The organism is Bradyrhizobium sp. LeoB3, assembly GCF_055456055.1.
Genome location: NZ_JBVBEF010000108.1, coordinates 1 through 26062, shown reverse-complemented (window position 1 = coordinate 26062; position 26062 = coordinate 1). Strand labels below are relative to the sequence as shown.

Here is a 26062-nt window from a genome sequence, read left to right as displayed (position 1 = left end):
ACAGCGCGAAGTGAGGAGCTATCGATGACGTAACAACACCCTTACCCGCCGAGGTCTGCGAGAGGATGAGACGACGATGGAGAATCGGTCTTCCCGGCGCATGCGAACACTGGTGACCCAAATGGCCCGGTCGAGGCCTGTCCGCTAACCAGATCACATGCGCGCTGATATCCATGATGGCCCGGAGCACTGCGCTCCAAGCAGAGGCCGGATACATTGATGCAAGACCGCATCTACCGGATCGTCGAAATCTTCTTGCTACGCACGGCCGGACCATACATTGATGCAAGACCGCATCTACCGGATCGTCGAAATCTTCTTGCTACGCACGGCCGGACCATACATTGGGTCATTAGCGTTGTTTTGAAGGTCGGCTTGTCATTTCCGGTCTACCGTCAACTTCAGACATGTCGCTGCGCATGTGCCAACAACTGACCTTCGTTTTGATTTGCTTAGCTTACGCAAGTCCCGCGATGATCTTGTCAACGTCCGCTTCCGGGAACACCTTGACCGAAGTCGTCCGTACGTTCCCGATGGCGGCCAGCGACAAGAGAAACTTGGCCATGGCCTCATCGTCGGTGGCCTCGGTGTGGATGATGAGGTCATATGTTCCCATGGCGAGATAGCCGGCCTTGATGTCAACGCCAAACTTTTTGCCCAACTCCCTGGCGGCCGCTCGACGCTGCGGCATTTCCTTGATGGTCCGAACACCTTGCTCGGTGAAATTGCAGAGAAGCATGTACGTGGACATGGCGATTCTCCTTTGACAAAGAAGCAATGGACTTAACGGGTCCACGTCGTGGATTATGCCACACTGCCTGACCCCGCCCAACCACCAAGATCCCTCAGGGCGGCTCGAAGCGGCTAGGGGTCACGAGCGTCGTCCGCTGCGATAGACGGCGGCCTGACGATTTCCGCTGTGCCCCGTCAGCGACCAGGGCCGTATGGCGGTGCAATATGTCGCGAAGGGCCAATGGGCGACATATCAGCAAGCGAATAGCCTTTCACCTTATTGCTCCCGGACGCCCCCCTTTCTCAGCCCATCGAGTATGTCATCGATCTCCCGACGAAACTGCGGGTTGGTTGACATTGAGTAAGCGAGATCACGGTACCAATGGATCGTAAAGTCTGGTCGGAGCTTGTTCAATTCAGTCAAGCTCCGCTGTGCCTGTTCCAATTGCCCCGTGGCTCCATAAGCCGACGTCAGATCTACATAGGCGTACAAGTTCGAGTTCAGATTGACCGAGCGCCCGCATTCCTCGATGGCTTCTCCATATTGGTGCAGGTGCAAGTGTGCATGGCAGAGCCAAAAGCGCCACTGGAAAGTAAAAGGATCTCTGGGACTGAGACGGAGAGCCAACTGGACCGGCGAGAAGGCCTCGCGCGCGCGCCCGGAGACGACGAGTGCAATTGCTTTAGCAGCGTAGACAGCCGGATTATTTGGATCAATTTCGAGCGCAGCATCGTATTCAGCCAATGCCTCCTCAGGGTGTCCAAATAGAAGAAGGGTTCCCTTGGTCCAATGAGCACTCGCGCTTGCCGAGCTTTTCGACAGAACTCTGTCGATGAGGTCGATTGCTTGCTTTTTGTCTTCAACAACGGACGCAGACCATCGGTTGTTCACACCAACCATTAAACACCGCGCTTTGCCAATCATGGCCTCTACGTTGTCCGGATCGAGGCGTAGCGCACGATCGAACAGGTCGTGTGCCTGAGCATTCTGGATCTTCGACTGCGGCTCGTAGAGCTTTGCCCAGCCGCGCATCGTGAAGTCGACGGCGTCTGGATTCGTCGACCGGTCCACTTCGCTGCGGCGGCTTTCGGCCTGGATCAGTTCAATGTTCAACGAGCGGGCGAGCCGCGCTGTGATCTGGTCCTGCAAGGCGACGAGGTTCGTACGATCGCCGTCGAAACGATCGGACCAGACGTCCCGACCGCTCGCGATATCCGTAAGTGATACGTTGACCCGGACCTGATCCCCACTGCGCCGCACCGCGCCCTGGACTGCCCAGCGGATGCGAAGGTCGTTGCCGAGCGCCCTGAAGTCGATCTGCTTGTTCTTGTATGTAAACGCCGTTCCGCGTCCGATAACGAACGCGCCGGGCATTTGCGCGAGGTCGGTCGTCAGATCGGTCGTAATGCCGTCGGCGAAATAGTCCTGCTCCGGATCGTTGTTGAGGTTTGCGAACGGCAGGATGACGAGTGACAAGCGGGGAGCAATGTCAGGCCGGGCCGTAGCCTCCCTCTGCGTCTGTTGCTTGTCCGGAAATACCTCGGTGCGGAGCGTCTTCCACACAGTCCAGTAGCCGATGAGGCCACCGGCGATCGCGCCGATAGCGGCAATCGAAGCGAGCGCCCCGCCAATCAACTGCAATCGGGCCCGGAGGCGACCCTTAAAGTTGAGAGTCGATGCCGGTTGGTCCGGTGGCGCGTTATCAGATGCCGTTTTGTTCAGCGGGTCATTATCGGACGCCGGTTTGTCCGGTAGGTCGTTGGAGACTTCCGAGTTCGTCACCATAGCCTCCCGCAGGGGCCAAACGCCCGGATAGTCAAGCCTAGCAGATTTTTGCGGCTTCGCGTTGGTCAAGGTTGCTGACTAAGTTCACGCCTCTTACAAATTGTTGCGGTGACGTTGAATAGATTTCCGGTTAGGGTCAATCGCGACCAGGTCGAGCCAGCAGCGGGTCCGGTCATGTCCGCTGTGCTGCCGAAAGCGGAAGTAAATCCAGACCAGTAGCGAGATAGCGACGAGCCAGCGCGGGTCGATGGCGCTGCCCGAAACATGATTCAAGCTCCGTCAGCGATTATGAATGGACCGCCATCAAACCATGCTGCCGAACAAAACGCGTGCCCTAGTTCTCTGGGAGCGAATGCTCGAGGAAAAAACGAAGCATTTCCCTTGTTGCGTCCGGTCCTCGCGGGTCGGTGTAGGTGCCCACAGGGCTGCCTCCGGACCATGCATGTCCGGCTCCGTGGATATTCCAGTGCTCCAACATCCCGCGTCCACTCGCGTCACTCAGGATCGTTCGGGTATAGGCATGCCCTCCGGGTACTTGCCCGCGCTGCACCTTCTTTTGCGTGCTCGTCCCTCTCACAGACTGCTCAAGAATTTGATCGCCGTTGTTTGGATGCACGGTCGTGTCGCGATCGCCGTGAAAAACAATGGTCGGGACGGGTCTGCGGTCACCTGAAATTATCTTGTGATCGGACCCGCCCTGTCGCATCGCGAGAAGCGCGGAGGGAAGATCCGTAGCAACCCCGCACGCGAGGCCAGAATGTATTCCGATTGCCGCGTACAGATCGTTGTACGTTTCTCCCATGATGGCCGCGGCGGCCGCTCCGGCTGACAGCCCACCAACGTAGACGCGCTTTTGATCAACCAAATAATCATCCATGATTTGGCGAGTGATGCCCGCGATAAGCGAGGGTTCACCTCTGCCTCGCTGCTGGTCGGCTGTGCGAAACCAGTTCCAGCATTTCGCCTGGTTTGCCTGCCTGGGCTGAGCAGGATAGGCCACGAAGCAACCTTGTTCCTCGGCGATAAAGTTCATCCTCGTGCCGGCGGCGAAATCATCCGGCGACTGGGTACAGCCGTGAAGCATGACGACCAAAGGAAGCGGCCGCTCCTGATAACTGCTCGGGATGAAAAGCCTGTAGGCGCGGCTTCCCGCGCGACTGCTGTAGGTGCCTTCGATGAACCGAGCGCCCTCCGGCACGAGGTCCGGTGTGGACAGCGGGGCGCGCTTAACACCTCGCAGTCCGATCCCGGAGCGCCCCTTTTTCCGATCCAGCAACGTCCGGCGCATGCGCGGTTGTGCGGATGCGACTGGCTCTGGTTGCGGCTGACGATCCGTCTCCTCAATAACATTGGCCTTCGCATCAATAATGAGCGGCGCGGCAAGAGCGATGCGGCCGCCGGTGCGCGATGGCGCGTCCGGCGCGCCATCCCCGCGAAGCATGCGCTGAAGGAGCGCGGTGGCCTCGACGAGTCGGCCCGCGCGCGTGAGGCGTGTCGCCTCCTGAATGATGTCCTGGTTCAGCATCGCGTTCACCGTGTCCTGTCGGCGAGCGCGGCCTTGACCGCCGAACTGGCGTGCAATGCGCCTAGCACGGAGACTGAGGCAATGGTGGCGCGCGCAAGCTCGGGCGTGACGTCCTGGGAGATGCTGGCAAGCCCCAGAACATTGATGTGCAGCATCTCGCCGGCGCGCTGCACGGCTTCGAGATCCTCGCGGCTGTAGTTCCGCAGACCGAGGTCCAGGCTTTTTCGGGCCGTTGACTGTTTTACGACGTCGGCGTGACGTTCGAGCTGGTTACGGATCGCCGTTCGGATGAAATCGGTGCGGTTCGAGTAGAACCCGTCCTGAACCATGAGATCGACATGACCAAGGTCGACATAACCAAGATTAATCGTGATTTTTTCTGTTTCAGGCGGCCTGGGTCGGAGTTCCCGGACATTACTATTCATCGTTATCACCTTCCATTCACCATCTGAATGGATGGTAAATGGATGTCCCTGCCCTCATTTCAAGGGTTCGAGCCATTGCGAAGCGTTTTTCCCGACACCCCTGATGACGATCCGCCCCTGACGAGGACGTGCGGAAGCGTGCCTCCGGCAGGGCTCAATATGTCGGCGCGAGGCTCGGCAGGCACAATTGTCGCCGGATTACACCCCGGACCACGGAACCAATCGCGGCTCCGCGCGTGAGATTCAAATGAAAACAGTTCACCGAAAGGGATGCGCCGGTAGGCCCTCTACCGAACGGGATCCGCCCGCAACAACGTTGCCCGCACCGCTGCTGGCTCAGGTGGACGCCTGGGCGACCGCCAACGATGCTACCCGCTCCGACGCTCTCCACCGGCTGGTAGAACTGGGGCTGGCGGCGGAGGTAAAGCCAGCACAGCCAAACGCGACGCGAGCCAAGGAATTGGCTGCCAACGTAATCGACAACCTGGCTGACGGTGCGGCGAGTGCTGATGATCGGGCCAGCCGCAAAAGCCGGCTGCTGAAGGGACCTGAAGAATTCAGAGAGGCGCGCGTCGATCGGCCGAAGGCAAAAAAATGACGAAGGCACCGGGCGGAATTGAACGACCGAAGCAAATCACCAGGGCCGAGCGGGAAGCGCGCAAGGCGTTTCGCCAAGTAGACGCGGCAACGGCAATGAGCGAGTACGAGATCGCGCAAAGAGCATTTGCGAAGAACCGCGAGCGTCTGAAAGCCGAGCGGCTCGCACGAGAGGCCGCGGCTCCACCGCCCACGAAAGCAAAGCCCAAGGCAAAAAAGAAGTGAAGATGAAGCCGCTGATTGGACTCGTCGCTACTCTTTGCGACAGCGCTATTGAGACTTGGTCAATTCCGCCTCGATCATGCGCCTGTGCTCTTCCAAAGCTTTCACCTTTCCTTCCGCAGGAGCGATGACCCTCTCCGCGAGCGTTGCGAGCAGTGGTTCAAGCCCCTCGTATCGGTAGACCGGAAGAACCCATTCATACTTCCAATAGTCCTTGAACATCGCATAGGGCCGAGACGAACCTTCGAGCAGCGGCTGAACCGGCACAGCAAGGCTAGGAACTATGGCTTCCAACTCCTTAGGAATGCTGCTCGGGTCAGTTAGGTCGGCAATGATAAAACGGGTCATGCGAGCCAACAGTGAGACGGTCTCGGTAATGTCCCGCGTGGCTGGAACGGCGAAGTCGAAGAGGATCGGAAGGTAGTCACGCCTGCGCAGTTCCTCACGTATGGCGTCGAGGACTGGCTTGCGCTCAGCCGTGAAGCGACCCAGGACCAGCACCGCCTTGGAAGTGATGGTGTCGATCACGTCACGGATTTTCTGGTTATGAAGCATCAGGTAGACGAACTGCGCGACCTCGATATTGTCCACGGTGATCGCGGGTTCGTGGTCGTCTGTGATGACTAAGTTCTGCTGCTTGGTCCTGCCGTCCAGTTTCAGACACCACGCGGATACACCATGGACGCGAGAGCCGCTGAGGTCAGCGCCCGTAAGGTCCGCGTTCACCAGAGTGGCAGCCTCGAGGACCGCCCGGCTGAGGTCCGCCCCGCTGAGGACTGCATCGCGGAGGATCGCTCCTCGGAGGTTCGCCTCGATGAGGTTCGCCCCACCGAGCTTCGCCAAGCAGAGGTTCGCGTCCATGAAGGTTGCCTGCTGAGGTTTGCCCTGACGAGGTTCGCCCCGATGAGGATCGCCCAAGCGCAATTCACCTCGCCGAGGTCCGCCCCACTGAGGTCCGCCCCACAGAGGTTCGCCTGATACAGGTCCGGACGGATGTCCGGGTTCTCGTCACGCCAGGCGTTCCAGGCATCCACCCCATTCTTCAGCCGAGCGATGTGGTCGTCGTTCGCCATGAGATCTCCTCCTCAGCCAGTTGTATGGGCCCGTCGACGTCTCGGCGACTGCTCCCCAATAAGCTCGCGCAATCGATCATCGCAAAAGATGCGTCTTGCGTCTCGCGGCGCAGCGCGCGAAAGAGGGTCTGCTCCGGGTCAAACCTGCGCGGTCATGGCATGTCTGCGCGAGTTCGTGGCTTGGCGTGTGAAGGACTGCTATGGGTCAGAATGGAAATCATTTGAAGCGAGCAGCGAGGTGACCTCATAAGTGGACTCGGCTCGGCCTGATTGCGATCTCCGCGCGACGCTAACTGTGGTAATCTGTCCGTCATCACGAGTTAACGGAGGGATTTTATGCCCGGTCCGCCGCCTGAAAATCCACATCTCCGCCTGCTCAAGGGCAACCCGGGCAAGCGCCGGGTCCGCATCCCGCCCGAGCCCCCACGTGCGGAAGAATGCCCTACGCCGCCAGATCACCTGAACGTTTACGCGAAGGACGAGTGGCAGCGTGTTGCCCCCGAGCTGCATCGCCTCAAGCTGCTCACCATCCTCGACGTCGGCCCGCTCGCGGCCTACTGCAGCGCCGCAGCTCAGCTGCGACAGGCCGAGGAGGCCATCGAGCAGATGGCAAAGGAGGACCCGCGTGGCCATGCCCTGACCATCAAGGGCAGCGCGGGCAATCAAGTCACCAACCCGCTGCTGCGCATCGCCTCGCGAGCAATGGCCGACATGCAACGGATTGGCGCTCAATTCGGATTGACACCGAACGGGCGGCTGCGACTCTCGAGCATGAGCCCGTCGCCAGCGCGAGGCAAGTTCGATGGACTGCTCGGCTGACGTCCCGTTAGAATCGGGCTTGACGCCGCTGAAGGGTGCATTGGCGACGATCCTCAGAAAATGCACTGCGCCATTTGGGTGCGGGGCAGCCCCAATTCTGCTGCTTGTTGCTTCAAGCGCAGGCGTGCGGCGAGCGCGGCGGGCCCGGCTATCGTGGGCCAGACGGCCGTTGTGTCGGCTGGGCCGATCTCGAAAGGACGTGCGGCAATCCTCCGACGACACGGTGTACACCCGAAATGGTGGCGAGTACGCCAAAAGCGGCATCGCCTGGGCCCCAATTGCCCATGCCGTCGATTCCGTCCCCCGCCGGGACGTTGCCCGACCCGAATTCGACGGGCGGCTCTGATCGCTATGCGGCTCCGACTCCGCTATATGCGGCTCCGACCCCGCTAGCTGCCGGCGATCTAATCGGCCAAGCCAGCATCATTGACGGTGACACGCTCGAAATCCACGGCACGCGCATTCGGCTGTCCGGCATCGACGCGCCGGAGAGCACTCAATTCTGCCGGGGCGAGGACAGCCTGCCGTTTCGTTGTGGCGCGAAGGCTGCGAACGATCTCAGCGCCTTCATCGCGCAAAGGTCAGTGACCTGCGTACCTGTCTCGTCGGATCAGTACGGGCGCGCCGTAGCGACGTGCTCGGTGGCCGGGATCGATCTCGCGGACTGGCTGGTTCGCAACGGCTTCGCGCTCGAGTGGCCGCGCTATTCAAAGGGAAAATATGCCTCCGCCCAACGCGATGCCGAAAGCGCCGGGCGGGGCATCTGGGCCGGCAGTTTTGTCGAGCCATGGATCTACCGAGTGTGCATTCGAGCCAGAGGCCGACCAGCAGCCTGCTCGGACGACGCTAGCGCGCATCCGTGACGCGCAGGGTAGCGTGACGAGCCCATGCCTCGCCCATGCGCTGGATCGTTGTCGTCGACGCTGGCCGAGCAAACACGCCCGGCCGCCGGGTCGACGCACCAGCGGGCTCCGCAAGGCGCTCGACACTAGGCCAAGAGCATCTTCTCCGCCGCCGCCAATTCGCCGCTATCGTCGCCGCGCGGGAACAAGTGCCCATAACGGTCCGCGGTGATCTGGATCGACGAATGTCCCATGCGGACCTGCACCACCTTGAGCGGCAGCTCTAGGCCGCCATCGACGCGGCGGTTGATGCACCACGAGGCATAGAAGTGCCGCAAGGCGTGGAGGCCTGTGTATTTCGCTTTGGGCTTTGCCTTGCCGATCTTCGGATCGAGCTTGGCGCCGGCGTTTTTCTTGAGGAGCTTCGCCGCGACCATCGCCGGTTGCAGGCCGCGCTGAACGATGTTCGAGTGACTTTCGATGCCGCCGGCCCCGCTGGGAAAGACCAGATCAAGCTCGCCCTTCGGGCACGCCAATTTCCATTCGCGCAGGATTCCGATCAGCATCGGCGGTATCGGCACGGTGCGCTCGCCGGCTTCCGATTTCGGGCGACCGATCGCATTGAAGCAGTCGGCGCGCTGGCGAACGTGGACCTCGCCGCGCTTGAGATCGACATCGGCCCATCGCAGGCCGCGTAACTCCGAGGCGCGCAATCCGGTGAAGGTCGCAGTTAGGATCAGCGGTCGCCAGCGTCCGGACAACTTCGGGATAAGTGCCCGGATTTCGTCCGGCGTTGGAATATCGATTCCGATCTTGAGCTTGCCTTTCTGCCGGCGATCGGCGCGACGTTCCTTGCCGCGTGTTCGACGCTTACGTAGCGAGTGAACGACATTTTGCCGGACCAACCCGCGCTCCTGTGCGTCGGCAATGATCGCCCCCAGTGAGCCGATTGCCTTCCGCACCATGGCCGGCGAACGGTCTTCGCGGAGCTTGTCCTCGAATGCTCGCACCGATGGTGCGGTCAATTGCGACAGCCGCACCGCGCCCAATAGCGGGACGATATGGAGGTCCAAATGCTGGCGGTAGTAATCCAGCGTCGACCGCTCCAAACCGGCCTGCTCGCCCGTCTGGAGCCATAGGCGGCCCACTTCAGCGACGGTCGGGCTTGCCCGGTCCGCAGTATGGACGCCTTCCCGAAGATCGACAGCAACGATGGCGCTATGGGCGTCCGCGTCTTTCTTGCGCTGGAACGTCTTCAGCCGCCGCTTGCCGCCGCCGTCGACGTAATCGACGACCCATGCCTCTTTGGTCTCGCCGTTCGTGACCCACGTCCGTTTGCGGATCGACATTTTCGAGCATGCTCCAACATGTGAGAGAAGGCCCGAATATAAGGCGGCTGGCCGCAGACGCAACATGAACGCGACAAGAGCAGATTTTCTTCGGTATAATCAACGGCATGACTCGGTTTCCTAAACCGTAGGTCGGAAGTTCGAGTCTTCCCGGGATCGCCATTCTTGCCGATGCAGGAAATCCAATAAAGACTGCGGCTTCCTCGACGTACGCGCTTCGTTCCGAGGCCATTGACGGGCACTGATCGAGATCAAGCATGTGTACCAGAATTGCGGAGTGATCGCGCGGTGATCGGATCCGTGTCCACTCCTGGCATTACCGTCGTCGCCAACTTAGAGCGTGCCGGTTCTAGACGAAACGGAATCACCCTCGATCTTGAGCTTGGTTTCCATGAAATCCAGGAAAGCCCGTAATCGTCTGGATTCCTTTCGCTTCCCCAGGAAGGTCGCGCTAACTTGCAGCGACGGGCTCTCCCAATCGGTAAGAACTCGCACGAGTCTCTTCGCTCTTATGTCGTTCTGACACATGATGTTCGGCAGAATACCCAGTCCCACGCCGCCGATTACGAGTTCTCGCGCAACGCCGATGTGATTTACCGATATGCGTCCCACGACGTCGATCACCTTGACGCCGAGGCTGCTCCGGAAAGTCCAGACCCCTTCGGCGCGTTGATGCTCGGTTACGACGCAGTCGAAATGTTCGAAGTCGTCGACACTCGATGGTACGCCCCTACGTTCGAGGAATGCCGGGCTGGCATATACGCCTCGAGTTATGCTCGCGAGATGGCGCACGCCCCCGTGGGCTTCCGGCAACGTCCCCAATTGCACGGCGACGTCGTAAGATTCGACCGAAACATCAACCCAGCGGCTGTTCGTATCGATAGCCAGATGTATGTCGGGATAGTTTACGGCGAATGCGGCAATCGCGCTGCTTAGCCATCCCGTTCCAAAGTCTACAGGCATGCTGACGCGCAGCATTCCACGCAATTCCGTTTGCATCCGGGCAGTACCCAGTCCTGCCTCGTCGATCTCGGCGGCGATCCGTTCGCAGTGCTCGTACAGGGCTTGTCCGATGTCGGTCAGGGAAAGTTTGCGGCCGCCTTTCTTGAAGAGCACGGCGCTCAGTTGGTCCTCCAGGAACATCAGCTTGCGGCTGATGGTGGATTTGGGGATGTCCAACTTCTTCGACGCGCCGCTAATGCTCCTTGCATTGACGACCTCAAAAAACAGAAGCAGCGCGTTCAGATCCAATTTTCTTGCCACGCCGACCTCCGGGCTCGCTCTACTCGTCCCATTTATGGAACGAAGGGGAAGCGAAAATGCGCTATCGTTCCGACTTTGGCAAGTTTAGGCTTCTTTCAACAGCGGAATTGCGGACTTTTCTCCTCACGCCCCTCGGCGTCGAGGCCGGAAAAGAATGAACGCGGGCGCGGTACGGGGGAGGAACGAATGATCCAGTTGACCAGGCGGAAGCTGCTCGCGTTGTCGGTGGCGTCGGTTTCCGCACCGGCGATTATCCGCAATGCGCTCGCAGCCTCGGACATCAATGTCCGCTGGGCATCGCTGCAACCCGGATTTACGGTGCTGCCCGTCCAATACATTCTCGCCAATCATCTCGGGCGCAAGAACGGAATCATTCTCCCCGATCCGTCGCCGTATACGGCCGTTTCGACCTACTACAACGACTTCACTGCGGGAAATTACGACATCTGCATCGGAAGCTGGGACACCTTCGCTGCCCGTTATCAGGCGGGCGTCCCTCTCAAGTACGTCTGTTCGATCACCGATGCGAACATGATCGCGATGCTCGCGCCGAAGGGCGGCGTCGAGGACGTCTCCAAACTGAAGGGCAAGACGATCGCGGCGTTACAGTCGACAGGCACCTACCGTATCGTGAGAGCATTGATAAAGGTGGCGTTCGGCTTCGATATGGAAAAGGACGCGACGATTCAGAACGTCGACAATCCGGCCGCGTCCGTATCTTTACTTATGGCCGATCGTGCCGATGCCGCCATATCATGGGAGCCCAATATCACGACCGGCCTGATAAGGAAGCCCGACTTGCGCGTGCTCCTGAAGGCCGGAGATGTGTACAAGAAAATATCGGGGGGCATTGAATTACCTTACTTCGGTGTCGCGATCCGTAAAGAACTGGCCGACGCCAATCCCGGGATAGCTGCGAAGATCAGCAAGATGTTCGAGGACTGCCTCTCGGGAATCAACGCCGACACGACGAAGGCGGCCGATCTCTTCGGCAGCAAAACCGGAATTCAGATCGATGTCCTGAAGGAGGCGATGAGTTCTCGCCGACTGGAGTTCGGCTATCGTCCCATGAGCGACGAGCTTTCCAGGTCGGCCGTCATGATCGCAAGCGATTTTCTCGCCAGCAACGGCCTGTTGAGCAAGCCGATCGACGAAAACTTCTTCGCCGTTTGACGCACATGCCGGAAAAGCAGATGTCTATCTCAGCCGCCGCCGGGCAATTGCGAATTCAATCTGGAGATGCAGCCAAGATCGCCAAGCCGCTTGCTGGCTTTGCCGGGGCTTGGCCCAACGCCGAAAGTCGACGGGATATCGTCGCAACCGTCGTCGTGGTCGTCCTGCTTCTTGCGGCAATGGAAGTAACCAGCCGTTTCGTTCCGGACTACATAATGCCTTCGCCGGTCGCCGTCTGGAATGCCGCGCGCGAACTGTTCTTCACCGACCCATACCATGTGGCGGTAACACTCGTCCGCCTCGCTATTTCGGTTACGATCGCAATGACGGTAGGCGTTCTCATCGGACTTGCGATGGGAATGTTCACTCATTTGCGGGCCTATCTCAAAGCTGTTGTCGTCATCGATACCGGCATTCCCGCGCTTTCCTGGATGTTGATCGCCGTGTTCTGGTTCAAGAACCCAGAGGCACGCATATTCTTCATCCTGCTGGTTATCTTGCTGCCATTCTATGCCCTCAACGTCTACGAAGGGGTGCGAGCGCTACCCAAGGAGCTCGTCGATATGATCGAGAGCTTTCGGCCCTCGCGGTGGCAGGTGCTCCGCTATCTCATTCTGCCGCACATCGTTGCCTACGTTTTCCTGACGACCAAATCCGTCATCGGATACGCGATACGAATGGTGATATTCGCGGAGCTCGTAGCGTCGGCGATCGGCATCGGCGCGCGGATGAATCTTGCTCAATCGACGTTTCGGATCGACCAGGTCCTGGCGTGGACCTTCTTCCTCGTAATCCTCAATGTGGCGCTGCAGGCATTCGTGAATGGCTTGGAAAAGCTATTCCTGAAGTGGCGCGCGGAGGCGACCGTAAGATGACCGAAGAGAACATCATCGAACTGCGCGAAGTGTCAAAGACTTTCGGAAGCTACCTCGCCGTCGACAACCTGTCTCTGAACGTCAGGCGAGGAGAAATCGTCGTTCTTCTTGGGCAGACAGGCGCGGGAAAGAGCACGGTGTTGAATCTCATCATGGGAACGACCTGTCCGAACAAAGGACAGATCAGAGTGGCGGGGTTCGATCCCTACACGTCCTTCAAGGCGCTGAAAGGGCGTCTTTCCGTCAGCTTTCAAACCGACCGTCTCTTGCCCTGGCGCACGGCTCTCGAAAACGTCGAACTTGGATTGCTCATCCTGGGAAGACCCAAGAATGAAGCCAGAAGAAGCGCGCGAGAATGGCTGGGACGAGTGCGTCTGGACGGGGCGGACAACAAGTATGTTCACGAGCTTTCCGGCGGCATGCGCCAGCGCGTATCGCTTGCCAGAGCGCTCGCGATAGATCCTGAGATCATATTCCTGGACGAGTCCTTCAGTCAGCTCGATCACGTTACCTCCAAAACCCTTCGCGGCGACTTCCTGCAGATTGCAAGGGAATTTCGGAAGACCTGTCTACTCATCACGCACAGGATCGATGATGCACTCGAGATGGCCGATCGCGCGCTCGTGCTCAGCCCACCCGCCAGAGTGGCTCTAGAGGTGCGCATAGACGATGAGGCCAGGTCGAGCCCACGCGCGATAGCCGATCTGCACGCTCAGATAGCGTCCGCGATGGGCGCGGAACGACCAACCGACCATTGAATCATCGGAGACCAAGAATGAGCTACCAGGACGTCATCCTGAATCGAGAAAAGGGTTGGGTCGAAATCACGATCAACCGACCGGAAAAGCTGAACTCACTTCGCGAGCAGACCGCAGAGGAAATCCTCGGAATACTCAACGAAGTCGAGCACCAGAGGGATGTGAGGGCAGTTATCCTTCTCGGTAGTCACAAGGCCTTCTGCACCGGTATCGACACCAGCGAATTCCAGATCACGGAGAACGGCTATTTCGACTTCTACCGTTTTCGGAAGCGAACGCGGAAGGTGAACCGGCTGTTCAAGGATATCGGCGGCTTCACCAAGCCTCTGATCACCGCAATCGAGGGATTTGCGTTGGGGGGAGGTCTCGAACTGGCCCTCGTCGGAGACATCATCGTCGCAGGTGCGGGCGCGAAATTCGGCCTGCCGGAGATCAAGCTCGGGATGATGCCGGGCGGGGGCGGCACACAAACCTTGCCCCGACTGATCGGAAAGCCTCTCGCGAAGGAGTTGATGTGGACCGGTCGACGGATCTCCGCGGCAGAGGCCGAGCGCTATCGGATCGTCAGCCATGTAACCGATCAGGGCAAGGCGCTCGACAAGGCCAGGGAGATCGCCAAGAGCATCAGCGAGAACGCGCCTATTCCGGTCATGATGACGAAGGCCGTTATTGACCGCGGTGTGGACATGTCGCTTGCCGACGGCTTCGACGCCGAGGGCGACGCATCCTTTCTTCTGTATTTCACAAAGGATCGCGACGAAGGCCTGAAGGCCTTCCGGGAGAAGCGGTCCCCCGAATTCCGCGGAGAGTGACCATGTCAGGAAAGAAGCGTGATATCGTAATCGCCGGCTATTCCGAGACCGCAATCGACTTCAAGAGCGGTCGAAGCGCATTCGATCTAGGAGGTGAGGCGCTGGCAAAATTGCTTGCGGCTACCGGCATTCCGAAGGACGCGATCGACGGCCTCTCAGTGACAGCTCCGCTAAGCGAATGTCCGAATCCGTTCTTCGCCGTCTACATGACCGAAGCCCTCGGCATTACGCCGACGTGGCTCAACTACGGAGGGACCGGAGGGTGTTCCGCTACCGGCGGCGTGGCTCGTGCCGCATCGGCCATTCGCGATGGGTACTGCGAGGTGGCCGTCGTCCTGTCGGCGGACGCGCCGAGCACCGCCTGGCGGGCGAACTACGGAGCTTATCGTTCCGAATTTCAGGACCCGCCCGGCGTTCAAGGTCCTCCTGCGACGTTCGGGCTTCTCATGAGCCGATACAACCATCAGTTTGGGATCAAGCCCGAGGCACTGGGAAAGATCGCCATCACGCAACGCGAGCACGCGCTGCATAACGACAACGCGTACACGAAGTTCAAGACACCGATCACGATGGCCGACTACGAGAAGTCGCGCGTCATCGCGGATCCGCTTCGCCTCCTCGATTGCGTCATGTTCTGCGATGGCGCGAACGCCTTCCTCGTGACGACCGAGAAGAAGGCGCGGGAGCTCGGAATCACGAAGATGGTCTATCCGACAGCATATGCCGAGGTGACGAACTTCAACGGAAGCGATCCGCTCGCGGACATAACAGAGACAGGGTTCTCGAAGATCGCGCCGATCGTGTACGGACAATCGGGGCTCGCTCCGAAAGACATCCGGATGTTCCAGCCCTACGACGATTTCACGATCGCGGTCATGATGAAGTTCGAGGATTTCGGCTTCTGCAAACGAGGGCAGGGCAGCGAGTTCACCCTCGACACCGATCTTTCCCACAAGGGGACCCTGCCTCTTAACACCGGCGGAGGCCAAATCTCCGCGGGGCAGCCGGGATTGGCCAGCGGCGGCCTCAACCTGGCCGAAGCGGTACGTCAAATGTTCGGCGAGGGCGAGGGTCGGCAAGTACCGGATCCGAGGAACGCACTCGTGACGGGTATCGGCGTAATTCCCTACGCGCGCAACTGGGGTACCAGCGCCGCGATGATTCTGGAGGCATGAAGATGGCTGACGAAAAGACCGGACGTCCCGTCCCGAAACCGTCGATCTACGTTGATACCAAGCCCTTCTGGGAGGGGGCGAAGGCCGGCAAGCTGATGCTGCAGTATTGCAAGGACACCGGGCGGTTTCAGCACTATCCGCGCCCGGTGAGCATTTTCACGGGCAGCCGGAATCTCGAATGGCGCGAAGTGTCGGGCAAGGGTACGATCTACGCGTGCACCGTCATTCGCGTGCCCGGTCCCGGTCTGGAGGGGCGCCTTCCTCTTTCCGTCGCGACGGTTGAGCTCGACGAAGGCGTACGGATCCTCGGCAACATCCTGAACAGGGATCCCAATACAGTCGCCATCGGTCAACGCGTAGAGGTCGCTTGGGATCGGATTTCCGACGACGTTCAATACCCGGCCTTCGACGTCGTTTAAGGAGCGGACATGCGCCTGGAAACTATCCTCCGTGCGCAGGCGGTGCGTCATGCGAGCAAGGTCGCATTGGTCTGCGGATCGGAAAGGCTCAGCTACCGCGAGTTGGATCGGAGAATCCGCAGCGTCGCAAACGGGCTCAGGGCGAACGGTATCGGTCCGGGCGATCGTATCGTCGTATTTCTATCCAACGGTGTGGAGGTCGTCGAGCTCTTCTTCGCCGCATTCTCGCTGGGCGCAATCGTTGTCCCCGTAACGACCCGTCTCACGTCGAACGAACTTCTGCATATATGTTCCGACAGCAGGCCCGCCGCCATCGTGTTCGAAGGCGACGGCGCTGCGATAAACAAAGTATTGCAGGCGAATCCGGATGCCGTCCGGATAACGACGGGAACGAATTGCGTAGGTGCCGTCGAGTATGCCGAACTGCGGAAGTCGGAACCGACACCGGCGCCATCCCTCCCGATCGGCTGCGATGATGCGATCATCATGTACACCTCTGGTACAACGGGCACACCAAAAGGTGCGATCATCACGCACTCGAACGTCGTCGTTCAGCATTGTTTCGTCAATGCGATCGAATGGAGAATATCGAGCGACGACGTCTATCTGGTTACAACTCCGCTCGCCCATCGAACCGGTTTCGCCCGGCTTGCCAATTCCCTGACGCTTGGCGGCACCCTCGTGGTGATGAAGAAGTTCGATTCTCGCGAGGCGGTGGACACGATTGCCAGGGAGAAAGTTAGCGTGGTCGGTATGGTCCCGACCGTATGCAGGATGCTGCTTCCGGAGATAAAGCACGATCCCGGTCGCTGCGCGTCCCTCAGGCGCATTGTCGTCACGGGCGAGGCATTCCCTGTCGAGCTGAAACGCCAGTTCCTCGCGTTGCTCCCGCATGTTCGTCTCGTGTCGTTCTTCGCGATGACGGAGGTCGGTGGTGTGACCTCCCTGTCCCATGAGGAGCAATTCGACCATGCCGCTTCGATCGGTCGCCCCACGCCTGGCGTCGAGGTCCGCATCGTCGACGACGCCGGCATCGAGGTCAAGACCGGCGAGCCCGGCGAGCTTCTCGTCCGCGTAGGCGAACCTGGGAGATATTCGGTCATGCGGGGCTACTACAACCGCCCCGAAGATACGGCGAAAACCATCAAGGACGGCTGGATCCACACCGGCGACGTCGCGAAGGCGGATGAGGACGGCTACCTCTACATCGTCGACCGCAAGAAGGACATGGTGTTGAGCGGAGGGTTCAACATCTATACCAAAGAGGTTGAGCAGGCTCTGCTCCAGAATCCGGACGTGTCGGATGCGGCTGTCGTCGGGGTACACGATGCGATCTTCGGCGAAGCCGTCGCGGCCTTTATCGAACGATGCGAAGGGACAAGTCCAACCCCCTCGTCGATCGTCGAGCATGTTCGCAATCTGGTCGCCGGATACAAAAAGCCCAAATACGTCTTCATCGTCGATGCGCTACCGCGGAATTCGCTCGGCAAGGTCCTCAAGCGAGACTTGAGGGCTCAAGCGGTCGAACTGGTCGGCAACGCCGGGGGGCTGGAACAGAGCGCCTAGTTCCGGTTGCATTCAGCAAGGACGAGACCGATGCGCACGATGTTGTCGGAGATCTCGGCGCTCGCTGCGGTCGCCGTCAGGTTTCCGAGTAGCACAAGGGGCAGCCCAGCCGCTTGATCGTCTCCTCCATGTTTTCGCGCAGCCGATCGTCGTTCAGACCTGCCGTTCCGGCAGGCGCAGCACGAGCCCATCGAGTTCGGTCGTGATCCTGATCTGGCAGGACAGGCGGCTGCTCGGCAGGCGGTCGCAGGCCGTGCCGTCGAGCAGGGCGTCTTCCTCGTCGGTCATCGCGGGGAGGCGCGCCAGCCAGCCATCGTCGACATAGACATGGCAGGTGGCGCACATGGCGTTGCCGCCGCATTCGGCCAGGATGCCATCCAGTCCGTGACGGGTCGCGGCCTGCATGGCGCTCTCGCCGTCGCTGGTCTCGACCCGATCGCTTCCGCCGTTGGGATAAATGAAGGTGATCGCAGTCATCGCACCTCTCGTCAGGCCGGAGTGATCGTAACGGGCAGGCTGTCGAGCCCGCGCAGCGTGTTGTTGAAGCGCCGCTTCGGCTCCCCCGTGATCTCGATTTTGGCGACGCGGCGCGCCAACGCCGACAGCATCACCTCGCCTTCGAGCCGCGCAACGAGCTGGCCGACGCACATATGGATGCCCGAGCCGAAGCCGACATGGCCGCTGGTGCGTCGGTTGATGTCGTAGCTGTCGGGCTTGTCCCAACGCCGCGGATCGCGGTTGGCCGCGCCGAGGAACATCAGGACCTTCTCGCCCTCGCCGACCGGCGCGCCACCGAGTTCGACCTCCCTCGTCGTGGTGCGGAAGAAGGTCTGGACCGGGCTTTCGAAACGCACCGCCTCCTCGAAGGCATTGCGCGCCAGCGCCGGATTGTCGCGCAAGAGCTGCCATTGATCCGGAAAGCGCGCCAGGCAATAGATGGCTGCACCGAGGCCGTTGACGGTCGTATCGAGACCGGCCGACAGCAACGAACGCACCAGCAGCGGCGCCTCGGCGGCGGTGATCTCGCCTTCATCGACGCGCGCGTGGATGCAGGCGCCAAAGCCGCCGGGTGCGAGGTTCTCGCGCTGGCATTGCTCGGCAATATAGGCCTGGTGCGGCGCCGAACGCTCGATCGCCTCCTGCCGCAACTGGTTCGGCGGACCGAACGCGTTGAACACCAGGCTGGCATAGGGGAGCAGATGCTCGCGGCCCTCCGCCCTCAGTCCGAGCGCGTCCGGGAACACAGAGAGCGGATAGGCTTCCGCAAGATCCTCGATCGCATCGAAGCTGCGCTTGTTCAATAGCGCGTCGACCCTTGCTTCGGCCGCCTTAGCGAAGCCGTCGCGCACTTGCTTCATGACGCTCGGCGACAGCACGCGGCTGAGCACGGCGCGCGTGCGGGTATGGGCGGGCGGATCGGCCTCGAGGATCAGGCTCGGCGGCCGCCACGGCTTCTCCTTCTTGAAATCGCTCAAGCCAACGCCGCGGCTGGAGCAGAAGGTGAGGGGATCGTTCAGCATCGCATGGACTTCGGCGTAGCGTGCCACGCCGTAGACGTTCCATTTGTCGAGATACACCACCGGCCCTGCTTCCCGCAGCACCTCATGGGTCGGGAAAGGATCGGCGAAGAACGCGATCGCGAAGGGATCAACGTCCAGATGCGGAACGGCGCTGGTCGTGGAAGAGGAGCCGAGTGCACTCATTCAAGTCGTCCCTCGTCTTGCCTGCCCTATCGCATCAGCCGGAATTTTCCACCTTCCACCTTGATGAGAAAGGCGGAACGTTCGTCGTAGCCGTTGTGGTCGGTCGGACTCATGGTGGAGAGGCCGTTGTTCAAATAGACGTCCTTGCCGCGCTCGAGTTCATCCCGCAGTGCGGCCCGGAATTCCGGCGTACCCGGCTTGGCGGTCTTCAACGCGCTTGCCGCCGCCCTTTTGAACAGCGCGACGGCATCCCACAAATGCGCGGCGAAGATGTTCGGCTTCTGGCCATTCGCCTTTTCGTACGCAGTGACGAGCTCCTCTCGCACCAGCCGGAACGGATCGTTCGCCTGGAGATCCTCAGCGATGGTGAACGCTTCGCCGGTGAACACGGCGCCTTCGACATTGGCGCCGCCGAGCTTGATGAACTCTTCCGTCGCGACGCCGTGGGTCTGGAAAATCTTGCCGGCATAGCCGCGTTCGCGAAGGGCCTGCTGGGGCAATACGGCTGGCGTGCCAGCGGATGCGACGAACACTGCCTCCGGATTGGTCGCCATCACCTTCAAGGCCTGACCGGTCACGCTGGTATCGGCGCGTGCGTAAACCTCATGCGTCGTCACCGTCAGGCCAAGCGTCGGCGCGAGCCGGCTGACTTCCTTGTAATAGCCTTCGCCATACCCGTCCGAAACCCCGATATAGCCGAGCGTCTTGATGCCCGATTTCGCGATATGCTTGAGAATGGCCGCCGCCATCAGGTCATCGTTGGGCACGACTTTGAAGGCCCATTTGCGCCGGTCGTCCATCGGCTGGACGATGGCGGTCGCAGCCGCCAGCGAGATGATCGGGGTATTCGATTCCATGGCGATGTCGAGCATCGGCATCGTCACTGGGGTCAGCGACGATCCTATCAGGATGTCGACGCCGTCCTGGATCACCAGGCGCCGGGCGTTCTGGACGCCCTTGGTGGGGTCCGATTCATCGTCGAGTGGGATGTAGACGATTTTTTCGCCGCCGATCTCCTTCGGCAGCGCAGCGACGGTCCGCATCTGCGGTTGCCCCAGCGCCGAGCCCGGCCCGGACGCGGAGACGACGATCCCAACCTTGATGTCCGCCTTTGCGTCCACGGCGCAGAGAACCGCGGTCACGAAGATCCAAAGCCCGGCAAGGCCCAGCCTCATTGTAGTCCCTCCCGCAAGAATTATTTTTTCAAGGCGCAGATACGCCGAGGACCTGAGGCACGTCAGCGCTTTGCAATTATCGCTTGTCTCGCAGCGCGCGTCTGTCCCCTTTATTGGTGACACATGCCGGCTCAAAAGGGGGCGGATGCCGCATGAGACCGCTTCAAACCTGCGGATGTTGCTGATAGGCTTGAAGAAAAATTCGGAGGAAGCGATGGGGTCAGCGGCGGTGGAACCGGGAGATTCGTCAGGCGTCCTTGCGCCGATGGTGCTTGCCATCGGTCGCCCGTCGTTCTCGCAGGTCCTGATGGACACGGTTCGGGCCGTGGCCGGTGTCGGCCATTGCATGGTGTTTGCCTTCGAGGCGGAGCGGACGGCGCGTTGCGCGCTGGGAATCGGGCACATCGCAATCGGGCCGGACCTCGGCGCGGCGTATTCCGAGCATTTTCATCTGGCCGATCCGAACCGGGAGACGATCCTGCACCAACGGGCGGCGCCTCGCCCGGTCGTCCTGCCGAGCTTCTCCCGCCGCATGTACAGCGATGGCTATCGAAAGATATTTTTTGAGGATGCGGAGATCGTCGACAAGATCGCTGCGGCGATCTGGGTCGACAGTGCCTGCTTTTATGTGAATTTCTACCGGACCACTGAGCAAGGCCGGTTTACGCGGAGCGAAGCCGCACGTCTCTACAACATCGCGCCAGCCATCACCGCAATCGTGGCGCGTCACTGCCAGGAGGAGGTTGCAGCAGAAGCTCCGACAAAACTGCAGACGCTGTTTTCGACCCGCGAGCCGTTCCTCAAGCTGACCGGCCGGGAGAAGGATGTCTGCCTGCGGATCCTGTCGGGCTATGGGTCCGAGGCGATCGCGGCGGATCTCGGGATCAGCCTGCACTCGACCTTCACCTATCGGAAGCGAGCTTACGAGAAGCTTGGCATCTCCTCGCAAAACGAACTGTTCGCCATCGCACTGCGCCTGATGGCGCTTCCCCGCTCTGCGCATTAGGGCGCGACGTCACTCGATTGAACCGGTCTGGCCGCAAGTTCACCTCTCCCTACGGGAGAGGTGCAGAGAGGCAGCGCCACTTCCTGTCCCTGTCCAACGGGACAGACGTCCTTTCTGCTCCTCGGTACCCTTGAGGAATACAGGGAGGGCCAAACCGTGAGCACTGCGCCTCGTATCGATATCGACGTCGCGGCATTCTGGAGCGATCCCTATCCGACGCTTGCCAAGTTGCGCCGCGATGCTCCCATCGCGTTCGTGCCGCAGCTCGGCAGCACGCTGCTCTGCAGTCGCGACGACATCTTCGTCTCGGAGAAGCAGATCGACGTCTTCTCATCGCACCAGCCCGCAGGCCTGATGAATACGCTGATGGGCCACAACATGATGCGCAAGGACGGCGAGGCGCACCTGTCGGAGCGGAAGGCGATCTTTCCTGCAGTATCTCCGAAGACCGTCAGATCTCACTGGACGGCGCAATTCCAGGCCCATGCCGACCGCATCATCGGCGAACTCGAGCCTGCGGGCGCATGCGATTTCGTGCGCGATTTCGCGCTGCCGTTCTCGGCGGAGTGTTTGAAATCGCTCACCGGGCTGACCAATATGCGCTTTCAGGACATGAACGCGTGGTCGCAAGGGATGATCGACGGCATCGCCAACTACACTGGAGATCCCGCCGTCGAGGCCCGCTGTCATGCCGCGACGTCGGGCATTGATGCGGCCATCAACGACATGCTGCCGGTGCTCAGCAAGAAGCCCGATCAAAGCCTGCTGGGCGTGATGCTCGCATCCGGCATGCCGATGGAGAACGTGCGCGCCAACATCAAGCTTTCGATCAGCGGCGGTCAAAACGAACCGCGGGATGCGATCGCAGGCACCGCGTGGGCGCTGCTGACGCACCCCGATCAACTGAGATCGGTCATGGAAGGCAAGATTCCCTGGATGCAGGCATTCGAGGAATATGCCCGCTGGATTTCGCCGATCGGCATGTCGCCGCGCCGCATCGCCAAGCCGTGGAAAATCCGTGACGTTGCCTTTGAGCCCGAGGAGCGGGTGTTCCTGATGTTCGGCTCGGCAAACCGCGACGAAAAGCATTTCGAACGTGCTGATGAGTTCGACCTTGAGCGCGATACCAGCAAGAGCATCGCGTTCGGCGCCGGGCCGCATTTCTGCGCCGGCGCCTGGGCCTCGCGCGCCATGGTTGCCGATGTTGCGCTCCCGGCCGTCTTCGCCAGGCTGAAGAACCTGCGCATTGTCGGGAGCGAACCTGTGCGGATCGGTGGCTGGGCGTTTCGTGGACTGCTTAATTTGCCCGTCGCGTGGGGTTAGGCGGCCCAGAAAATTCGCGTTCGCCGCTTATCCTCACAGAACAGCACGTCCAGGTTTTCCCGAGCGGCTGTGGCCGGCTGTCGCGGCGCGTGGGTGCCATGCGATCGTGCGAATTTGAAAAGTCGCTCCTAGTAAACCGCACCGGAAATCTCGATAACGGTTGCTGCAGTGCGGGGTGACCGACAATTGAAGTCCGGCATCGCGCGGAGTACGCTAACGAGTAGCGAACCTGGTTTAGGAGCGCGCCGCGATGAAGAAAAATCCTGAGAAGGAAAATCCTAAGCGAAAAATTCCTCGGCGTGATTTGCTTCGTCTGACCATCGCCGGCAGCAGCGTGGCCGCCGTCGGCGCATTGCTGCCGCGGCAGGTGCCCGCACAATCGGTCAATCTGAAGGACAAGCGCAGAGCGCGCTATCAGCCAAATTCCGCCGAGGTTCGAGACTTCTACCGGGTCAACAGCTATCCCGGCGCTCGATAGGGGGAGGCGTTCGTGCGGATCAGGAAGGCGGATCGTCGCCAGGGAAGTGCAAAGCCTGTTCTCGCCGAAGGAGGCAGGCCAGGCGGCGGATTGGATCGTCGCACGTTTCTGAAGCGTTCGGGCATCGCTGCCGGCGCGCTGGCGGCGCTCGGCGAATTCACGCTGAATGGCGTGCGTAAGGTGGAGGCCGGCCCGCCGGCTCCTCCCGGTGCGCCCGTCGCGACCCGCAAGAATGTCTGCACCCACTGTTCGGTCGGCTGCTCTGTCATCGCCAAGGTCGCCAATGGCGTGTGGATCGGCCAAGAGCCGGACTATGACAGCCCGATCAATCGCGGCTCGCATTGCTGCAAGGGCGCCGCGGTCCGCGACGACGTCCTGAGCGAGCGCCGCCTGCGCTATCCCGTCAAGCTCGTCAACGGCCAGTGGACGCGGATCTCCTGGGAGACCGCGATCAATGAGATCGGCGACAAGCTGATGGAGATCCGCCAGAAGGCGGGTCCCGATTCGGTCTATTGGCTCGGCTCGGCCAAGTTCACCAACGAGGCCGCCTATCTTAACCGCAAGTTTGCGGCGTTCTGGGGTACCAACAATTCCGACCATCAGGCCCGCATCTGCCATTCGACGACGGTCACCGGCGTAGCCAATACCTGGGGCTACGGCGCGATGACCAACAGCTACAACGACATCCGTAACTCCCGGACCATCCTGCTGATGGGTGGAAATCCGGCGGAGGCGCATCCGGTCTCGCTGCAGCACATCCTCGAGGGCAAGGAGCTCAACCGCGCCAACATGATCGTGGTCGATCCAAGGATGACGCGGACGGCGGCGCATGCGACCGAGTATGTCCGAGTCCGCCCGGGCACCCACATCGCTACCATCTATGGCATGCTGTGGCACATTTTCGAGAATGGCTGGGAGGACAAGGAATTCATCAGCCAGCGCGTCTACGGCGTGGATGATATCCGCAAGGCGGCGGCGAAGTGGAATCCGAAGGAAGTCGAGCGCGTCACCGGCCTGCCGGAGGCGCAGGTCAAGCATATCGCTGAATTGTTCGCCAAGCAGAAGCCGGCGACGCTGATCTGGGCGATGGGCCAGACCCAGTTCGCCACCGGAACCGCCAATGTCCGCGCCAGTTGCCTGTTGCTGCTCGCCACTGGCAATGTCGGCATGGCCGGCGGCGGCGCCAACATCTTCCGCGGCCACACCAACGTGCAGGGCGCGACCGATCTCGGGCTCGATGTCACGACCCTGCCGCTCTATTACGGTCTCGCCGAGGAGGCTTGGCGGCACTGGTGCCGGGTGTGGGAAGTCGATTACGAGTGGATGAAGTCGCGCTTCCCGAGCAAGCAGTTGATGGAAACGCCGGGCATTCCAAGCACGCGCTGGTTCGACGCGACCTTGCTGCCGAAGGACCAGATCAACCAGCCTAATCCGGTGCAGGCCATGTTCGTCATGGGGCATGGCGTCAATACCATCACCCGGATGCCGGAAGCGGTGCGCGGCATCGAGAAGCTCGAACTCCTGGTGGTCTGCGATCCCTATCCGACGGCGTGGTCGGTGGTCTCCGAGCGCAAGAACGGCACCTATCTGCTGCCGGCCTGTACCAGCTTCGAGATGGACGGCTCGCGCACCGCCTCCAACCGCTCGCTGCAATGGGGCGAGAAGATCGTCGAGCCGGTCTTCGAATCCAAGAACGACTACGACGTGATGTATATGCTCGCCAAGAAGCTCGGCTTTGCCGACCCGATGTTCAAGAACATCAAGGTCGAGAACGGCTCGGTGTCGGCGGAGGACATCCTGCGCGAGATCAACCGCGGCGGCTGGTCGACCGGCTATTGCGGGCAGTCGCCGGAGCGGCTGAAGGCGCATATGAGGAACCAGCATAAGTTCGACCTGGTCACGCTGCGGGCACCGAAGGATGATCCGGAAGTCGGCGGCGACTATTACGGTCTGCCATGGCCGTGCTGGGGCACGCCGGAGTTCAAGCATCCCGGCACGCCGATCCTCTACAACACCAATCTTTCGGTGAAGGACGGCGGCGGCACCTTCCGCGCCCGGTTCGGCGTCGAGCGCGTCGTCAAGCGCAAGGTGATGGAGAACGGGCAGGAGGTCGAGCGGGAGGTTCATGAGAATCTTCTCGCCGAGGGCTCCTATTCGGTTGGCTCCGCAATCAGGGACGGTTATCCCGAGTTCACGTTGGGCGTGCTGAAAAAGCTCGGCTGGGACAACGAACTGACGCCGCAGGAGATGGAGATCATCCAGCGCGTCAATTCGGCCGACCCCGACAAGGTGTCCTGGTCGCTGGATCTGTCCGGCGGCATCCAGCGGGTCGCGATCGAGCACGGCTGCTCGCCTTACGGCAACGGCAAGGCGCGCATGATCGCCTGGAATCTGCCCGATCCGATTCCGGTCTATCGCGAGCCGATCTATACGCCGCGTCCGGACCTCGTCGCCGACTATCCGACCTTGCCAGATGCCAAGCAGTTCCGCATGCCGAATATCGGCTTCTCGGTGCAGAAGGCGGCCGTCGATCGCGGCATCTCAAAACAGTTCCCGCTGATCCTGAGCTCGGGCCGGCTGGTGGAATATGAAGGCGGCGGCGAGGAGACGCGCTCCAACAAGTGGCTCGCCGAGCTGAAGCAGTTCATGTACGTCGAGATCAACCCGGCCGACGCCGCCGAGCGCGGCATCAAGGACGGCGGCTGGGTGTGGGTGACCGGCGCCGAGAACAGTTCGCGGACCCGCGTCAAGGCGATGGTCACCGAGCGCGTCGGCAAGGGCGTGGCCTGGATGCCGTACCATTTCGCCGGCTTTTTCGAGGGCGAGGACCTCCGCGCCAGATATCCGAAGGGCGCCGATCCGATCGTGCTTGGCGAAAGCGTGAATACGCTGACGACCTATGGCTACGACCCAGCAACCGGCATGCAGGAGCCGAAGGCGACGCTTTGCCAGATCAGGGCCGCGTA

Annotated in this window: 25 protein-coding genes, 1 tRNA gene and 1 pseudogene; 16 read left to right on the top strand and 11 right to left on the bottom strand. The window is 60.7% G+C overall.

The window, feature by feature from the left end:
- Nucleotides 1-457: 457 nt before the first annotated feature.
- From ACZXDY_RS38415 to ACZXDY_RS38400, 4 genes are all read right to left on the bottom strand, one after another.
- Nucleotides 458-751 carry a GYD domain-containing protein gene (locus ACZXDY_RS38415; RefSeq protein WP_027548304.1) on the bottom strand — a complete coding sequence of 98 codons (294 nt, stop codon included), beginning with the start codon at nt 749-751 and terminating at the stop codon, nt 458-460.
- Between the two features lie 258 nt (nt 752-1009).
- A complete protein-coding gene (locus ACZXDY_RS38410; RefSeq protein ID WP_455998939.1) occupies nt 1010-2518 on the bottom strand; it encodes a tetratricopeptide repeat protein in 1509 nt (502 codons plus the stop codon).
- A 334-nt stretch (nt 2519-2852) separates the two neighbouring features.
- Nucleotides 2853-4043, bottom strand: coding sequence for an extracellular catalytic domain type 1 short-chain-length polyhydroxyalkanoate depolymerase (locus ACZXDY_RS38405; RefSeq protein WP_464349107.1), 1191 nt, complete (start codon nt 4041-4043; stop codon nt 2853-2855).
- Between the two features lie 5 nt (nt 4044-4048).
- A complete protein-coding gene (locus ACZXDY_RS38400; RefSeq protein ID WP_464349108.1) occupies nt 4049-4468 on the bottom strand; it encodes a CopG family transcriptional regulator in 420 nt (139 codons plus the stop codon).
- Nucleotides 4469-4784: 316 nt separating this feature from the next.
- Here ACZXDY_RS38400 and ACZXDY_RS38395 point away from each other — a divergent pair, with 316 nt between their 5' ends.
- Entirely contained in the window at nt 4785-5066 is a 282-nt protein-coding gene (locus ACZXDY_RS38395; protein ID WP_464349106.1) for a hypothetical protein, read from the top strand.
- Entirely contained in the window at nt 5063-5290 is a 228-nt protein-coding gene (locus tag ACZXDY_RS38390; RefSeq protein ID WP_464349105.1) for a hypothetical protein, read from the top strand. The genes ACZXDY_RS38395 and ACZXDY_RS38390 overlap by 4 nt, the downstream gene beginning before the upstream one ends.
- 45 nt (nt 5291-5335) lie before the next feature.
- Here the strand turns inward: ACZXDY_RS38390 and ACZXDY_RS38385 are convergent, their stop codons facing one another.
- Together ACZXDY_RS38385 and ACZXDY_RS38380 are read right to left on the bottom strand one after the other, a co-directional pair.
- Entirely contained in the window at nt 5336-6148 is an 813-nt protein-coding gene (locus tag ACZXDY_RS38385; RefSeq protein ID WP_464349104.1) for a pentapeptide repeat-containing protein, read from the bottom strand.
- Nucleotides 6149-6168: 20 nt separating this feature from the next.
- A pseudogene (locus ACZXDY_RS38380) lies at nt 6169-6360 on the bottom strand (pentapeptide repeat-containing protein); the annotation flags it as partial.
- Between the two features lie 336 nt (nt 6361-6696).
- Between ACZXDY_RS38380 and ACZXDY_RS38375 the strand changes: the two are divergent.
- Nucleotides 6697-7179, top strand: a complete 483-nt coding sequence (locus tag ACZXDY_RS38375) for a phage terminase small subunit P27 family (protein ID WP_464349103.1) — start codon at nt 6697-6699, stop codon at nt 7177-7179.
- Between the two features lie 284 nt (nt 7180-7463).
- Complete coding sequence (locus ACZXDY_RS38370) at nt 7464-8042, top strand: thermonuclease family protein (protein WP_464349102.1); 579 nt, start codon at nt 7464-7466, stop codon at nt 8040-8042.
- A gap of 125 nt (nt 8043-8167) precedes the next feature.
- Here ACZXDY_RS38370 and ACZXDY_RS38365 read toward each other — a convergent pair whose 3' ends face one another.
- Nucleotides 8168-9370, bottom strand: a complete 1203-nt coding sequence (locus ACZXDY_RS38365) for a tyrosine-type recombinase/integrase (protein WP_464349101.1) — start codon at nt 9368-9370, stop codon at nt 8168-8170.
- Between the two features lie 93 nt (nt 9371-9463).
- On the opposite strand from ACZXDY_RS38365, the gene ACZXDY_RS38360 reads away from it, so the two are divergent.
- Nucleotides 9464-9532 (top strand) — tRNA-OTHER (locus ACZXDY_RS38360).
- 171 nt (nt 9533-9703) lie between these two features.
- Here the strand turns inward: ACZXDY_RS38360 and ACZXDY_RS38355 are convergent.
- Nucleotides 9704-10633, bottom strand: a complete 930-nt coding sequence (locus ACZXDY_RS38355) for a LysR family transcriptional regulator (protein ID WP_028164288.1) — start codon at nt 10631-10633, stop codon at nt 9704-9706.
- Nucleotides 10634-10819: 186 nt separating this feature from the next.
- Here ACZXDY_RS38355 and ACZXDY_RS38350 point away from each other — a divergent pair, with 186 nt between their 5' ends.
- The 7 genes from ACZXDY_RS38350 (at nt 10820) to ACZXDY_RS38320 (ending at nt 17411) form a co-directional block, all read left to right on the top strand.
- Complete coding sequence (locus ACZXDY_RS38350; protein ID WP_028164289.1) at nt 10820-11806, top strand: ABC transporter substrate-binding protein; 987 nt, start codon at nt 10820-10822, stop codon at nt 11804-11806.
- A 5-nt stretch (nt 11807-11811) separates the two neighbouring features.
- The gene (locus tag ACZXDY_RS38345) at nt 11812-12681 is read left to right on the top strand and encodes an ABC transporter permease (RefSeq protein ID WP_464349100.1); all 870 of its coding nucleotides are present in this window, start codon (nt 11812-11814) and stop codon (nt 12679-12681) included.
- A complete protein-coding gene (locus ACZXDY_RS38340) occupies nt 12678-13439 on the top strand; it encodes an ABC transporter ATP-binding protein (RefSeq protein ID WP_464349099.1) in 762 nt (253 codons plus the stop codon). The genes ACZXDY_RS38345 and ACZXDY_RS38340 overlap by 4 nt, the downstream gene beginning before the upstream one ends.
- A 17-nt stretch (nt 13440-13456) precedes the next feature.
- Nucleotides 13457-14251, top strand: a complete 795-nt coding sequence (locus ACZXDY_RS38335) for an enoyl-CoA hydratase/isomerase family protein (protein ID WP_464349098.1) — start codon at nt 13457-13459, stop codon at nt 14249-14251.
- A gap of 206 nt (nt 14252-14457) precedes the next feature.
- The gene (locus ACZXDY_RS38330) at nt 14458-15426 is read left to right on the top strand and encodes a thiolase family protein (protein ID WP_245287297.1); all 969 of its coding nucleotides are present in this window, start codon (nt 14458-14460) and stop codon (nt 15424-15426) included.
- A 2-nt stretch (nt 15427-15428) separates the two neighbouring features.
- Entirely contained in the window at nt 15429-15845 is a 417-nt protein-coding gene (locus tag ACZXDY_RS38325) for a Zn-ribbon domain-containing OB-fold protein (protein ID WP_028164294.1), read from the top strand.
- A 9-nt stretch (nt 15846-15854) separates the two neighbouring features.
- A complete protein-coding gene (locus ACZXDY_RS38320; RefSeq protein ID WP_464349097.1) occupies nt 15855-17411 on the top strand; it encodes a class I adenylate-forming enzyme family protein in 1557 nt (518 codons plus the stop codon).
- A 153-nt stretch (nt 17412-17564) separates the two neighbouring features.
- Here the strand turns inward: ACZXDY_RS38320 and ACZXDY_RS38315 are convergent, their stop codons facing one another.
- From ACZXDY_RS38315 to ACZXDY_RS38305, 3 genes are read right to left on the bottom strand one after another with little or no spacing between them, the layout of a single operon-like run.
- Nucleotides 17565-17888 carry a 2Fe-2S iron-sulfur cluster-binding protein gene (locus tag ACZXDY_RS38315; RefSeq protein ID WP_464349096.1) on the bottom strand — a complete coding sequence of 108 codons (324 nt, stop codon included), beginning with the start codon at nt 17886-17888 and terminating at the stop codon, nt 17565-17567.
- Between the two features lie 11 nt (nt 17889-17899).
- A complete protein-coding gene (locus ACZXDY_RS38310; RefSeq protein ID WP_464349095.1) occupies nt 17900-19114 on the bottom strand; it encodes a cytochrome P450 in 1215 nt (404 codons plus the stop codon).
- Nucleotides 19115-19140: 26 nt separating this feature from the next.
- Nucleotides 19141-20289, bottom strand: a complete 1149-nt coding sequence (locus ACZXDY_RS38305) for an ABC transporter substrate-binding protein (RefSeq protein ID WP_464349094.1) — start codon at nt 20287-20289, stop codon at nt 19141-19143.
- Between the two features lie 214 nt (nt 20290-20503).
- On the opposite strand from ACZXDY_RS38305, the gene ACZXDY_RS38300 reads away from it, so the two are divergent.
- From ACZXDY_RS38300 to ACZXDY_RS38285, 4 genes are all read left to right on the top strand, one after another.
- On the top strand, nt 20504-21295 hold the full coding sequence (locus ACZXDY_RS38300; RefSeq protein WP_464349093.1) for a helix-turn-helix transcriptional regulator: 792 nt from the start codon (nt 20504-20506) through the stop codon (nt 21293-21295).
- Nucleotides 21296-21451: 156 nt separating this feature from the next.
- Nucleotides 21452-22618 (top strand): cytochrome P450, encoded by a 1167-nt coding sequence (locus ACZXDY_RS38295; protein WP_464349092.1) that lies wholly within the window; start codon nt 21452-21454, stop codon nt 22616-22618.
- A gap of 250 nt (nt 22619-22868) precedes the next feature.
- A complete protein-coding gene (locus tag ACZXDY_RS38290; RefSeq protein ID WP_464349091.1) occupies nt 22869-23096 on the top strand; it encodes a formate dehydrogenase in 228 nt (75 codons plus the stop codon).
- Between the two features lie 12 nt (nt 23097-23108).
- Nucleotides 23109-26062: formate dehydrogenase subunit alpha (locus ACZXDY_RS38285; protein ID WP_464349090.1), on the top strand; the 2954-nt coding region annotated here is incomplete at its 3' end.

Excerpts from the sequence above, each read along its gene's own strand:
- ACZXDY_RS38330 (WP_245287297.1), top strand. The coding sequence starts at position 14,458 with ATGACCGAAGCCCTCGGCATTACGCCGACGTGGCTCAACTACGGAGGG.
- ACZXDY_RS38375 (WP_464349103.1), top strand. The coding sequence starts at position 6,697 with ATGCCCGGTCCGCCGCCTGAAAATCCACATCTCCGCCTGCTCAAGGGC.
- ACZXDY_RS38335 (WP_464349098.1), top strand. The coding sequence starts at position 13,457 with ATGAGCTACCAGGACGTCATCCTGAATCGAGAAAAGGGTTGGGTCGAA.
- ACZXDY_RS38320 (WP_464349097.1), top strand. The coding sequence starts at position 15,855 with ATGCGCCTGGAAACTATCCTCCGTGCGCAGGCGGTGCGTCATGCGAGC.
- ACZXDY_RS38290 (WP_464349091.1), top strand. The coding sequence starts at position 22,869 with ATGAAGAAAAATCCTGAGAAGGAAAATCCTAAGCGAAAAATTCCTCGG.
- ACZXDY_RS38345 (WP_464349100.1), top strand. The coding sequence starts at position 11,812 with ATGCCGGAAAAGCAGATGTCTATCTCAGCCGCCGCCGGGCAATTGCGA.
- ACZXDY_RS38315 (WP_464349096.1), bottom strand. The coding sequence starts at position 17,888 with ATGACTGCGATCACCTTCATTTATCCCAACGGCGGAAGCGATCGGGTC.
- ACZXDY_RS38365 (WP_464349101.1), bottom strand. The coding sequence starts at position 9,370 with ATGTCGATCCGCAAACGGACGTGGGTCACGAACGGCGAGACCAAAGAG.
- ACZXDY_RS38400 (WP_464349108.1), bottom strand. The coding sequence starts at position 4,468 with ATGAATAGTAATGTCCGGGAACTCCGACCCAGGCCGCCTGAAACAGAA.
- ACZXDY_RS38350 (WP_028164289.1), top strand. The coding sequence starts at position 10,820 with ATGATCCAGTTGACCAGGCGGAAGCTGCTCGCGTTGTCGGTGGCGTCG.
- ACZXDY_RS38385 (WP_464349104.1), bottom strand. The coding sequence starts at position 6,148 with ATGGACGCGAACCTCTGCTTGGCGAAGCTCGGTGGGGCGAACCTCATC.
- ACZXDY_RS38415 (WP_027548304.1), bottom strand. The coding sequence starts at position 751 with ATGTCCACGTACATGCTTCTCTGCAATTTCACCGAGCAAGGTGTTCGG.
- ACZXDY_RS38410 (WP_455998939.1), bottom strand. The coding sequence starts at position 2,518 with ATGGTGACGAACTCGGAAGTCTCCAACGACCTACCGGACAAACCGGCG.
- ACZXDY_RS38300 (WP_464349093.1), top strand. The coding sequence starts at position 20,504 with ATGGGGTCAGCGGCGGTGGAACCGGGAGATTCGTCAGGCGTCCTTGCG.
- ACZXDY_RS38325 (WP_028164294.1), top strand. The coding sequence starts at position 15,429 with ATGGCTGACGAAAAGACCGGACGTCCCGTCCCGAAACCGTCGATCTAC.
- ACZXDY_RS38370 (WP_464349102.1), top strand. The coding sequence starts at position 7,464 with ATGCCGTCGATTCCGTCCCCCGCCGGGACGTTGCCCGACCCGAATTCG.
- ACZXDY_RS38310 (WP_464349095.1), bottom strand. The coding sequence starts at position 19,114 with ATGAGTGCACTCGGCTCCTCTTCCACGACCAGCGCCGTTCCGCATCTG.
- ACZXDY_RS38340 (WP_464349099.1), top strand. The coding sequence starts at position 12,678 with ATGACCGAAGAGAACATCATCGAACTGCGCGAAGTGTCAAAGACTTTC.
- ACZXDY_RS38405 (WP_464349107.1), bottom strand. The coding sequence starts at position 4,043 with ATGCTGAACCAGGACATCATTCAGGAGGCGACACGCCTCACGCGCGCG.
- ACZXDY_RS38390 (WP_464349105.1), top strand. The coding sequence starts at position 5,063 with ATGACGAAGGCACCGGGCGGAATTGAACGACCGAAGCAAATCACCAGG.
- ACZXDY_RS38305 (WP_464349094.1), bottom strand. The coding sequence starts at position 20,289 with ATGAGGCTGGGCCTTGCCGGGCTTTGGATCTTCGTGACCGCGGTTCTC.